This is a genomic window from Flavobacterium petrolei (genome assembly GCF_003314435.2).
In the GTDB taxonomy this organism is placed as follows: Bacteria; Bacteroidota; Bacteroidia; order Flavobacteriales; family Flavobacteriaceae; genus Flavobacterium; species Flavobacterium petrolei.
Genome location: NZ_QNVY02000005.1, coordinates 78,857 through 91,592, shown reverse-complemented (window position 1 = coordinate 91,592; position 12,736 = coordinate 78,857). Strand labels below are relative to the sequence as shown.

Genomic DNA, 12,736 nt, shown 5'->3' with positions numbered 1-12,736 from the left:
GCTGAACTTGATTTACTTTCTGTTTTTTTTGGTTCTTTTTAACTTCAAAACTATGGCTCAATCTAACATTATAATTGAGAATAAACCTGGGGAGGAAAATGCTATTCAAATTATGAACGAAAATGCAAAACCAGCCGCAAACATTTTAAAAAAGTATTTAGACAAAAGCTTTTCTAATCCATTCATCATTCAAGGTATTAGCGAAAATAATGGAAAATTGAATGCAGCTATTCATCTCGAAATTACAAATTCGAAAAATAAAAAGGACAAAAATAATTTTAGCATCAAAAGTGATGATACCACTATTTTTTTGGCTGCAGCCAGTGAAAAACTGCTTCGATACGCCGTTTATACTTTACTTGAAAATTGGGGATTTAGAAAATTTACTTCGAAAGATCTTTATATTCCAAAATTAAACCGTGTAGTTTTTCCAAAAAACACAACCCAAATACATAATCCTTCATTTGAATATCGGGTACTTTTTTATCCAGATGCTTTTGATGAAGATTTTCGCGATTGGCACAAATTAGATTGGCATTTAGACGATTTCAGTATTTGGGGACACTCATTTCATATACTTTTACCAGCAAAAGAATTTTTCAAAACAAATCCTGAATTTTTTGCTTTATACGAGGGGAAACGAAGACCGGAATCACTTTGTATGACTAACGAAACTGTCGTTAATACGGTAATAAAAAAAATGACTCAAATTATTGCTGACAATCCTAAAGCATCATTTATATCAGTCAGTCAAAATGATGATGCTGTATATTGTGAGTGCGATAAATGCAAATCATTGAATGAAAAACATGGAGGACCGCAAGGCTCTCTGTATTTTTTTTTGAATAAAATTGCAAAACATTTTCCGAAAACAAAAATTGCTACACTGGCGTACCAACACACCTTCAAAGCACCAACTAATTTAAAAATCCAATCAAATATTTACACTTTATTTTGCCCTATAGAATTAAACCGAGGAAAATCGATACAGAATGATACTGAAAATAAACCTTTTATAAAAATATTACAAAACTGGGGGAAAACAGCTTCCAATTTATATTTATGGGACTATACCGTGCAATTTTCAAACTATTTATCTCCTTTTCCTAACGTGCATACGTTTTCAGATAATTATAAACTTTTCAAAAAAAATAATGTCAAAGGATTATTTGTACAAGGTTACGCTGATGTTCCCGGAGATTTTTCGGAATTACGACAGTATCTTTTAGCAAAATTATTATGGGATACTGAAATAGATATCGAAGCAACTACCGATGACTTCTTAAGAGGTTTTTACGGAAATGCTGCCTCTTCAATTAAAGAATATTTAAATCTTTTGTCCAAAAACCAAGAAAATTCGAATCGCACTTTAGACATTTATTCTGGACCTATTCAAAGTAGAAATACCTTCCTATCTCCAAAAGCGATGGTACAATATGATCAATTACTGGAAGAAGCATCCATGTCAGTGAATGAAGACCCCATTTTATATTCCCGAATAAAAAAATTACGTCTTGCATTAGAATATGTGTTTTTTGAGCAATCCAAGTATTACGGGAAAGAACAACATGGGATGTTCATCGTCAATGCCAATGGTGAAAAAGAAGTAAAACCCAGCTTAACTGAAAGGGTGTCGAAATTTGCTGAGGCGTGCAATGAATTTGGAATTTACGAACTGAGCGAAGATGGATTGTCTCCTGACCAATATTACCAGAATTGGCTGGAAATAACTAAAAATACGGCAGCACATCTTGGAGAAAAACTAGAAATTAATATTCTGACACCATCATCAACGGAATACTCAGGTAAAGGAAGTGCTGGACTTGTTGATGGAATAACTGGACACACAGATTATAACATCAATTGGATTGGATGGTATGGAAACAATCCTGAAATAGAAATAATTACAAAAAATTTAGATTTTAATCTTATTAAGATGCACTTTTTAGATAACCAAAGAAGTTGGATTTTTCTACCACAGAAAATCACAATATTTGGATATAAAAACAAAAAATGGAACCTGATAACTGAAAAAAAATTAGCAAATTTAATAGAAAATTATGAAGTAAAAAGTAGTGAAATAGAGATTGTGGATAAAAGTTTCAGCACTTTTGAAAAAATAAAATTAGTCGTGCAGAATCAGGAAGATTTACCAAATTGGAGAAAACGGAAAAACAAAAAACCGATGGTAATGATTGATGAGATTGAACTTTACAACAAATAAAATAACTCAAATGAATAGCGACAAAAAAATACTAATTATTGAAGATGATGAGTTAATGATTAAAATCCTCACATTTATATTAAACAAGGAAGGATATCAGTTGAGCGTAATTAGAGATGGTCTAAGTGCTATTGAACAATTACACACCATAAATCCTGACATGGTAATCACTGATTTATTATTACCGTATAAATCAGGATTAGAAGTAATTAGCTTTGTAAAAAGTAATTACAAAAATAAAGCTATAATTGCATTATCTGCCTTAGGCGAAGAGGAACATTCTGTTAGCGAAGCATTTAAACTTGGTGCCGATGATTTCATTGCAAAACCTTTTAATCCAAACGAATTAGTATTGAGAGTGAAGCGATTATTAAATTATTAATTCAAATATGAAGCTAAATAGCCTCTGAAAAATGTTGATTTTGAGCATTACTTTCAAAAAGACTATATTTGCAAAAAATTTAAGCAAATGACTACTTTTGAGCAATTCAACCTTCCGAAATCCGTACAAAAAGCGATTGATGATTTAGGATTTACTACTCCCACTCCAATTCAGGAAAAAACTTTTTCTGTGATCATGTCCGGAAGAGATATGATGGGAATCGCTCAAACCGGTACCGGTAAAACATTTGCTTACCTATTGCCTTTGTTAAAACTATATAAATTTACTCCCGGACATACTCCAAAAATAGTGATTCTGGTTCCTACACGTGAACTTGTAGTTCAAGTTGTGGAAGAAGTTGAAAAACTGACCAAATACATGTCGGTTAGAACTATTGGAATTTTTGGTGGTGTCAATATTAATACTCAAAAAACCACCGTTTACCAAGGTTGCGACATACTTGTGGGAACTCCAGGAAGAATCATGGACTTAACACTGGACAATGTCATTCGTTTTGAAGAAATGCAAAAACTAGTAATTGATGAATTTGATGAAATGCTAAATTTAGGATTTCGTACGCAATTGACGGCTATCTTAGCGATGATGCCAAAAAAACGTCAAAACATCCTTTTTTCGGCTACGATGACGGATGAAGTAGATGCAATTTTGAATGATTATTTTGATTATCCGGAAGAAGTTACGCTTTCTGCTTCAGGAACACCATTGGAAAACATCAAACAATTATCCTATCAAGTTCCTAATTTCAATACCAAAATAAACCTTCTAAAGCACTTGTTGCAAAATAACGAGGACATGAGTCGTGTTCTGGTATTTGTCAATAATAAAAAGATTTCGGATATGGTTCTCGAGCGAATCGAAGAAGATTTTGACGGTCAGTTTGGAGTAATTCACTCTAATAAATCACAAAATTATCGTTTGAGCACGATGGCTTCCTTTCAAGAAGGAAATTTACGTGGTTTAATTACCACAGATATTATGGCCAGAGGTTTAGACATTTCAAATATTACACACGTAATCAATTTTGAAATGCCCGAAATGCCCGAATTGTATATGCACAGAATTGGTAGAACAGGTCGTGCCGATGCTTCAGGAACCGCCATAAGTTTTATTGCGCCTCGCGAAGAAGAGTTCAAAGTAGAGGTCGAAGTACTGATGAATATGGAATTGGCAATTGAACCTTTCCCAGAAACCGTTGAAGTTTCATCCAAATTAATAGAGCCTGAAAAAGACAGACAGCCAATTAAGTTTTTGATGAAAAAACAGAAACTTGATGGAGATGGCGCTTTTCAAGAGAAAAGTAAAAAGAACAAGAAAGTCAATTTAGGTGGACCTGGTGTCACTAAAAAGAAAACTCATGGTTCTGTGAATAGAAATATGCTAAAAACCAGAGACAAAAAGAGAAAAGACAAGAATAGATAGTCCTCAGTTCTAAATCCTGATATTTTTAAATCATCTGGGACACAAGATAAAATATAAAAACGGGTTAAAAATGGAAACATTTTCAACCCGTTTTTTTTGTGAATTATATTGAGTTCTCAAGTTTAATTCTTAGTAAAAACTAAACAAACCGGAGCGCATAATGCTATTTTTTTTTCAGTATCAGTAAGTAATCCGGTCTTTTTATCTCTTTTAAAAATCACCACATCATTGGTATATTGATGTGCTACCAAAAGAAAATTACCTGTTGGATCAATCGCAAAATTTCTAGGTCCTTTTCCTAAAGTGCTGGTTTCTCCTTTCCATACTAATTTTCCGTTTTTTAGAATTTTAAAAATTGTAATATTATTGGCTTCACCACGATTAGAAGCATATAAAAACTTCCCGTCAGGCGAAATATGGATATCCGCAGAACTAAACTTTCCTTTGAAATCTTTAGCTAAAATAGTCGTTTCATCGATTTTCTCTAAAATTCCGTTTGAGTAACTAAATACCGTTAACGCTCCGTCAAGTTCCTGTAATAAATAAACAAATTTCCCGTCTTTGCTAAAAGTTAAATGTCTGGGTCCACTACCCGATTTCACTGAAATACTATCTTTTAATTCTAAAACAGTATTTGCAACATTAGGATTATAGGCATAGGAATACACTTTGTCATTCCCTAAATCATTAGACAAAACAAACTTTTTATCTGGAGAAAAATGAACCATATGCACATGTGGACCTTCTTGTCTTTGCGTATTCATCCCTTTTCCATAATGTTGAATCACTTGCTTTGCTTCAGCTAGACTTCCGTCGATATTTTTACCAAAAACAGAAATATTACCACCAGAATAATTGGCAACGATTACATTTTTATCATCGTTTATAATGTAACAAGGATCAGCACCTTTCGAACTTTGCTTGTTGATTAATTCTAATTTTCCGCTTGCTGGATTATAACTAAAAGAACTTACCGAACTTTCAGCACCAAACTCATTTACGGAATAAACAAAATTATTATCTTTTGAAACCGTCAAATAACTTGGATTTATAACCTTTTCAGTAGCATTTTTAAAACTAAAATCACCTGTTTTCGAATCAAATTCATACACATAAATTCCTTTACTGTCACAACTTTGAGTATAGGTTCCAATCAGTAAATTGAATTTATTTTTTTGTGCCTGAACACTTGTAAAAATGAAAATTAGTAGAACAATAGCAAACGGCTTTTTCATGTTTTTAAATTTTATTGAAAAGCTAAAATACACATTATATCCATAATGAATGTCAATTGTTTATTCCTTTGAAAAATTATAACAACTTCAACCAAAACTGTCAACAAATTTGTATTTTTGACTCACGAAATTCAATGAACTTCATTGAAAATAAAATCCAGTGAAGTAAACTCAACCTCAGAATGCATTTTAAACATCCCGAAATTTTATACTTTCTGTTCTTGTTGATTGTTCCAATTTTGGTTCATTTATTTCAATTACGCCGTTTCAAAAAAGAATATTTCACTAATGTTCGTTTCTTAAAAGCACTTTCGATTCAAACCAGAAAAAGCTCTAAAATCAAGAAATGGCTGCTTCTCACCTGTCGTTTATTGCTACTAACTTGTATTATTATAGCATTTACGCAGCCTTTTTTTGAGTCCAAAGACAGCAAAAATGCCAACAATGAATTGTATATCATTTTGGACAATTCTTTTAGTATGCAAGCCAAAGGCAAAAAAGGCGAATTGCTAAAAAGAGCTGTTCAGGAATTACTAGAAGAAACTCCGGAAAACGTTAATTTTTCTTTGCTCACCAATTCCGAAAATTATTGGAACACGGATATAAAGTCGGTTCGTAGTGCTCTGCAAAATCTAAAATACAGCGCCACTCCGTTCCAATTGGACAATATAATGGCCAAAATAAAAGCGCATAAATCAGCTTTTAAAAAAGATATCGTTATCATTACCGATGCTATTGGTCTTGATGAAAAACAATTGAAAAATAGTGATGTAACTGATTCTCCTTTATTTATAATCCCAAAAGCAGAACAAAAAAACAATGTTTCTATTGACAGCGTTTTCATCAATAAAACATTGGACAATTTTTATGAAATTAGCGTCCAAATATCCGGTTATGGAGATGATTTCAAACCGATTCCAATTTCTCTATACAATGAAAATAAGCTTATTGCTAAAACGATATTAACTTTAGAAACAAAGAAAAAAAACCTCAATTTTACGATTCCAAAACAAGCTTTTCATGGTTATTTTTCGATAGCTGATAATGGTTTGTCTTATGATAACACCTTGTATTTTAGTATTTCTAAAACTAAGAAAACCAATATTATCAGCATTGGAGAACCGGCAAAAAGCAACTTCCTTTCCCGAATTTACACCAGTGAAGAATTCAATTTTAACAATTATACTTTAAGTGCTTTAGACTACAATAAACTGGAGGAACAGGACGCAATTGTTCTCAATGAATTAGATGAAATCCCTCAGGCTTTGTCAACCACATTGAAATCTTTTGTAGAAAAAGGCGGAAATCTAATTGTGATTCCTTCAGCGATAAGTTCTGTTACCAATTTGAATTCTTTTATTTCGAATTTTGGAAATCTGAGATTCAATTCTTTAGAAAAGAGAGAAAAACTGATTACTAAAATCAACTTCAATCATCCTATATTCAATAATGTTTTTGAAAACAAAGTGACTAATTTTCAATATCCAAAAACAAAAAAATCGTTCGTATTATCAAGTTCAAGTCCTGCTGCTTTATCTTATGAAGACCAAAGTGTTTTCTTGACATCGATAGCAAATTCGGTTTCAGCAGTTGCCGTTTTTGCAGCTCCTATCAATACCGAAAATTCTAATTTTCAGCAATCTCCATTAATTGTGCCTACCTTTTACAAGATGGCGATGAACATTCAAAACAACGGTGTAAATGCTTTGACAATTGGGAATAACAATCCACACTTGACAGAAGTATCGCTAAATAAAGACGCTATTTTAACGGTAAAAGGCTCGGACGAACAATTCATTCCTATCCAACAAATTCTGAATAATAAAGTCAAAATGACTTTCAATGATTATCCGGAACAAGCTGGAAACTTTAGCATTTTCAATAAAAAAGAATGGGTTGAAAACATCAGTTTTAATTATAACAGAACTGAAAGTGATTTGGCTTCAGCCAATGACAATATTCTTTCTGACTATAAAACAATCGAATCCATCCCATCGCTATTTGATACTTTACAAACTGACAGAACTGACAATCAAATTTGGAAATGGTTTGTTATCTTTGCACTGTTATTTCTGATTAGCGAAATGGCAATTATACGATTCGTGAAGTAAATAACGTAAGTCAAATACTTTAAAACTCAATTTGAAATGAGTTTGGTTGCAAGAGTTAATACAGTAATACGAATTCCATATTCCATTAAAAAAACAAATATTATCTACATATGAAATTAATCATCAGAGGCGCCAAAATAATCGATTCGAAAAGTCCGTTTCATAATAAGACTGCAGATATTTTAATTGTTGATGGTTTTATAAAAAAAATTGGAACATCACTTCCAAATCCAGATAAAGTAGACGAATTACAACTTGATAATTTACATGTTTCACAAGGCTGGTTTGACAGCAGCGTTTCTCTAGGAGAACCTGGCTTTGAAGACCGAGAAACCATTGCAAACGGACTCAATGTTGCTGCTAAAAGCGGTTTTACAGCAATTGCATTACAACCCAACTCCTTCCCTATTATTGACAATCAATCTCAAGTGAATTTTGTTTTGAATAAAGCACAAGGTTCTGCAACTCAACTGTATCCTATTGGCGCTTTGAGCAAAGAAAGTGCGGGAAAAGACATGGCAGAATTGTATGACATGAAAAATGCAGGAGCAGTTGCTTTTGGTGATTATAATAAAAGTTTAGATAATGCTAATTTGCTAAAAATCGCTTTACAATATGTTCAGGATTTTGATGGATTGATTCTTGCTTTTTCCCAAGACGAAAATATAAAAGGAAATGGAGTAGCGAATGAAGGTATTGTTTCAACCCGATTAGGTTTAAAAGGAATTCCAAATCTTGCCGAAGAATTACAAATCGCAAGAAATTTATTCCTGTTAGAATACACCGGAGGAAAACTTCACATTCCAACAATTTCCACTAAAAAATCAGTTCAATTAATCAAAGAGGCTAAAGCCAATGGACTACATGTAACGTGCAGTGCTGCTGTACATCATTTGGTTTTAACCGATGAAAAACTGGAAGGTTTTGATACCCGTTATAAAGTTTCGCCACCACTAAGAACTGAAACCGACAGAAAAGCATTGCTGAAAGGAATCAAAGATGGAACGATTGATATGATAACATCCGACCATAATCCGATGGACATCGAACATAAGAAAATGGAATTTGACGGTGCCAAAAATGGAACAATTGGAATGGAAAGTACTTTTGGAGCTTTGATGACTGTATTGCCATTAGAAACTGTAATAGATAAATTGACATCCGGAAAAACAACTTTTGGAATCGAAACAGAAACGATTAATGAAGGTTCAAAAGCAAATATTACCTTATTTAATCCAGAACCAAAAAGCATTTTTACAAAATCATCTATTTTATCCAAATCTAAAAATTCTGCTTTTCTTGGTGCTGAAATAAAAGGGAAAGTATACGGAATTGTGAATCAAGGAAAATTAATTTTAGCATAGAAAAATGAATAATAATAATAATAATAATAATTCTGAGTCAGGTAAAACTGCAGCGATTACTAGTTATATTTTAGGAATTGGCGTTTTCATAGCGATGTCAATAAACTCAGAGGATAAAAATGCATTTGCCTCCTTTCACATCCGTCAAGGACTGGGACTGACCTTAACATTCATATCATTGGGATTAATCATCAGCAATTTTGACAGCTTGATGATATCCGCTCCCATGTGGATTTTCGTATTTGTTTTATGGTCGTATGGCATTACAAGTGCTATAAAAGGAGAAACAAAACCAGTTCCATTATTAGGGGCTTATTATCAAAAATGGCTATCAAACATATCATAACTACAATGAATTTATCTTTAGAATACAAAATAAGAGAACCAAAAATAAAATTAGACAAGAATCCTCTAATCCTTTTATTGCATGGATACGGAAGCAATGAAGAAGATTTATTTTCATTTGCCACTGAACTTCCGGAAGAATATTACATTATTTCAGCGCGTGCGCCTTATGATATGCAATACGGTGCTTTTGCTTGGTACGCCATTAACTTTGATGCGGACGAAAACAAATTTTCTGACCACGAACAAGCTAAAGTTTCTAGGGATTTAATAGCTGGATTTATTGATGAGTTAATTGCCAATTATCCAATTGATGAGAAACAAATTGCTTTAGTTGGCTTCAGCCAAGGCGCTATTTTGAGTTACGCAGTTGCACTTTCTTATCCTGAAAAAGTTCAGAAAGTAGTAGCTATGAGCGGGTATTTGAATTTAGAAATTGTAGCTGAGGATTACCTCAAAAACAACTTTAATAATCTGAAAATATTTGCTTCACACGGAACAGTAGATCAGGTAATTCCAGTAGAATGGGCAAGAAAAACGCCGGCAATAGTACAGAAATTAGGAATAAATATAACGTACAAAGAATATCCAATTGGCCATGGAGTTGCTCCACAGAATTTTTATGACTTCAAAAACTGGCTTCAGGAAAAATAAATTTCAGTAATCAGTCGCAGTTTTCAGGGTATACTATCTGAAAACTGTGACTGCTTATTTATTTCTGATACAACAGCGATTGATTCACTTCAAAAGAAATGCTTTCATCAGGATTGACAAAGTATTTTAACAAAACTTCGCCCCAAATTTCACCATCACTATAATCCGCTATAATCCATCTGTGGTTTAGTATTTTTACTTTGTTAATAATAAATTTATTAGTCCCAATTTGGTCTTGACCGGTATAAGGATTTCCTTTTGGATTGGCGTTAAAATCCATTAATTTTTCAGTAACAACAGGAATTAATTTTTCAAATTGAATCATTTTATCTCCATTTCCTGAATCAAAATAATTTTGGGCATTTTCATTCTTTTCTAAAGAAAAATAGTTGGCATCTACCAACTGATTCGAAACTAAGCTTAAACTGTCTCTTAATTTTTTTGTAGTTTTATCGTATCTATTTTGTTCAAATATCACCTGTTTACTTAAGAACATGTAGGTAAAAACAGTCGAAAGAACAGCCAAAATAGTTAGATAAAGGAATAATGATTTTTTCATTGTAGTTAAAATTAAATTGTAATTTCTAAATTATCGTAGGCCAAGAAGACGTTATCCGGAAGGTTTTTTTGAACTTCTTCATGGTATCCCATAATATGACTAATATGAGTGAGATATGCTTTTTTGGGTTGCACCAAAGTTATAAAATCCAAGGCTTCTTTCAAATTGAAATGCGTATCATGGGGTTCTTCCCGCAAAGCATTTATAACCAATACTTTTAGATTTTTCAACTTTGCAATTTCACTGTTTTCAACAGTTTTCACATCTGTTAAATAGGCAAAGTCATCAATTCGGTACCCAAAAACCTGAAGATTTCCATGCATCACATTTATGGGAACAGCTGTTTTATTTCCAATAGAAAAGGATTGATTATTGACCACTTCGATAGTTTCCACAGATGGCGCACCCGGATATTTATTGACTGTTTCAAAAACGTAATCAAAACGTTTTCTCAAATTATGGAGCACTCTTTGATGTGCGTAAATTGGGATTTCACCTTGTTTAAAATTAAAAGGACGAATATCATCAATTCCTGCAGTGTGATCTGAATGTTCGTGGGTAAAAAGAATTCCGTCTACTTTCTGACAATTGGAGGATAGCATTTGCTGTCTAAAATCAGGTCCGCAATCAATAACAAAAGAGTAATTTCCCCAAGAAATCCACACCGAAACTCGTAGTCTTTTATCTTTAAAATCAGTGCTTTTACAAACGGGATGATTACTCCCAATAACAGGAATCCCTTGTGACGTGCCAGTTCCTAAAAAATATACCTTCAACTTTCTTTATTTTAATTGCAAAAATAGGGTTAATTCTCTTTCATTAGAAACCTATTTCATTAACTTTGCAAAATATTAGCCATATTAAAAGAAAATGGATACAGAAATAAAATTAAAAGGTGATAAAATCATCCAACAAATCCCTTCAATTAAAGATAAAGCACTTCGTATCAATTTGAACGAAAATATTTATGGAACTTTTGCTGAAATTGGAGCTGGACAGGAAACTGTAAGACATTTTTTTAGATCTGGTGGTTCTTCCGGAACAATCGCAAAAGCAATGTCAGCCTATGACAAAGACTTTAGTGATGCCGTTTATGGTATTGAAGAAGATGGCCGTTATGTCACTGAAAGCCGACTTAAAAAAATGCTTTCTCATGAAGTAAACCTAATAGAAAAAAGACTAAGTAGAGAAAAACATCCTAACAAAATGTTTTTTAGTTATGCCAATACCGTGGCCACAATTGATTTTGCCAAACAATTTAAAGGACACGGCTGGGTTGGAATAAGTTACCAAATTGAACCAGACGAAGATTACAACGAAATTATTCTTCACATTCGTTTTAAAGAAACTGATGTTCGTTTGCAACAGGAAACTCTTGGAATCCTTGGTGTAAATTTAATTTATGGCGCTTACTACAAATACAACGATCCCAAACGTCTTTTGCGTTATTTATACGACCATTTAGATAAAGATCAACTAGAAATTGATACGATAAATTTCTCAGGTCCTCGTTTTGCTGATGTAGACAATCGTTTGATGAGTTTACAATTAGTCAAAAACGGAATGACCGATGCGGTAATGTTTAATCCTGATGGAAAAAACATACTTCCTGCAGCTATATTATATAAAAAGAACATACTTGCTTTTAGAGGAAGTTTTCGTCCGGTTACAAAAGTAAACATGGACATGTATGAGAAATCATTGAAAATGTTCTTGAACGAGAATAAAGTAAATGCTGAAAATACACTGGTAGTTTTTGAAATCACACTTTCAAATCTTCGTTCCGATGGTGAAATTGATGAAAGAGATTTCATGGATCGAGCTGAATTATTGTGTTCTCTTGGACAAACCGTAATGATTTCAAACTTTCAGGAATACTATAAAGTGGTGGAGTATTTTGCAAATTATACAAAAGCCCGAATGGGATTAGCCATGGGCGTAAATAATTTAATAGATATTTTTGACGAGAAATATTACCGACATTTAAGTGGTGGAATTCTGGAAGCTTTTGGAAAATTATTCTACCGCGATATGAAAGTATTCTTGTATCCAATGATTGGTGAAAATGGAGAAATAATTACATCCGAAAATTTGAAAGTACATCCAAGAATGAAAGAACTTTATAAATTCTTTAAATTCAATGGCAAAGTAGTTGATATTGACGATTATGACCCTTCAATTCTAGAAGTTTTCTCCCGTGAAGTTTTGAATATGATTAATCATGGAAAACCAGGTTGGGAACATATGCTTCCTTCCGGTATTGCAGAAATAATTAAAGAACACAGACTTTTTGGATTTGATCCAAATAAAGTCTTGAACGAAAGCAACTAGTAGATTAAAATCATAAAAAAAGTCCAGAATTGCGGTTAATTATTACCTCAACTCTGGACTTTTCTTTGTCCATCAAAATCTAAGTTCAGTT

11 protein-coding genes are annotated in these 12,736 nt (G+C 32.8%); 8 read left to right on the top strand and 3 right to left on the bottom strand.

All coding sequences use genetic code 11. The features are described 5' to 3' along the window. Positions 1-52 precede the first annotated feature (52 nt). The 3 genes from DR871_RS13735 (at position 53) to DR871_RS13725 (ending at position 4,046) form a co-directional block, all read left to right on the top strand. Entirely contained in the window at positions 53-2,224 is a 2,172-nt protein-coding gene (locus tag DR871_RS13735; RefSeq protein ID WP_113666766.1) for a DUF4838 domain-containing protein, read from the top strand. 10 nt (positions 2,225-2,234) lie between these two features. Further along, on the top strand, positions 2,235-2,606 hold the full coding sequence (locus tag DR871_RS13730) for a response regulator transcription factor (protein ID WP_113666765.1): 372 nt from the start codon (positions 2,235-2,237) through the stop codon (positions 2,604-2,606). An 87-nt stretch (positions 2,607-2,693) separates the two neighbouring features. Then, positions 2,694-4,046: a DEAD/DEAH box helicase gene (locus DR871_RS13725; protein WP_113666764.1), complete on the top strand. Its 1,353-nt coding sequence runs from the start codon at positions 2,694-2,696 to the stop codon at positions 4,044-4,046. A gap of 122 nt (positions 4,047-4,168) precedes the next feature. On the opposite strand, the gene DR871_RS13720 is transcribed toward DR871_RS13725, so the two are convergent. Continuing rightward, positions 4,169-5,281, bottom strand: coding sequence for a lactonase family protein (locus DR871_RS13720; protein ID WP_113666763.1), 1,113 nt, complete (start codon positions 5,279-5,281; stop codon positions 4,169-4,171). 182 nt (positions 5,282-5,463) lie between these two features. On the opposite strand from DR871_RS13720, the gene DR871_RS13715 reads away from it, so the two are divergent. The 4 genes from DR871_RS13715 to DR871_RS13700 all read left to right on the top strand — a co-directional run bounded on the left by DR871_RS13715 (position 5,464) and on the right by DR871_RS13700 (position 9,755). Then, a complete protein-coding gene (locus DR871_RS13715) occupies positions 5,464-7,392 on the top strand; it encodes a BatA domain-containing protein (RefSeq protein ID WP_113666762.1) in 1,929 nt (642 codons plus the stop codon). A 110-nt stretch (positions 7,393-7,502) separates the two neighbouring features. After that, on the top strand, positions 7,503-8,756 hold the full coding sequence (locus tag DR871_RS13710) for a dihydroorotase (protein WP_113666761.1): 1,254 nt from the start codon (positions 7,503-7,505) through the stop codon (positions 8,754-8,756). A 4-nt stretch (positions 8,757-8,760) separates the two neighbouring features. Further along, positions 8,761-9,102: a hypothetical protein gene (locus DR871_RS13705; RefSeq protein ID WP_113666760.1), complete on the top strand. Its 342-nt coding sequence runs from the start codon at positions 8,761-8,763 to the stop codon at positions 9,100-9,102. A 5-nt stretch (positions 9,103-9,107) separates the two neighbouring features. Next, complete coding sequence (locus DR871_RS13700; RefSeq protein ID WP_113666907.1) at positions 9,108-9,755, top strand: alpha/beta hydrolase; 648 nt, start codon at positions 9,108-9,110, stop codon at positions 9,753-9,755. Between the two features lie 58 nt (positions 9,756-9,813). Here the strand turns inward: DR871_RS13700 and DR871_RS13695 are convergent, their stop codons facing one another. Together DR871_RS13695 and DR871_RS13690 are read right to left on the bottom strand one after the other, a co-directional pair. Continuing rightward, positions 9,814-10,314, bottom strand: a complete 501-nt coding sequence (locus tag DR871_RS13695) for a hypothetical protein (protein ID WP_113666759.1) — start codon at positions 10,312-10,314, stop codon at positions 9,814-9,816. Between the two features lie 11 nt (positions 10,315-10,325). Next, positions 10,326-11,090 carry an MBL fold metallo-hydrolase gene (locus DR871_RS13690; RefSeq protein ID WP_113666758.1) on the bottom strand — a complete coding sequence of 255 codons (765 nt, stop codon included), beginning with the start codon at positions 11,088-11,090 and terminating at the stop codon, positions 10,326-10,328. 94 nt (positions 11,091-11,184) lie between these two features. On the opposite strand from DR871_RS13690, the gene DR871_RS13685 reads away from it, so the two are divergent. Beyond that, positions 11,185-12,645: a TonB-dependent receptor gene (locus DR871_RS13685; RefSeq protein WP_113666757.1), complete on the top strand. Its 1,461-nt coding sequence runs from the start codon at positions 11,185-11,187 to the stop codon at positions 12,643-12,645. Positions 12,646-12,736: the final 91 nt, after the last annotated feature.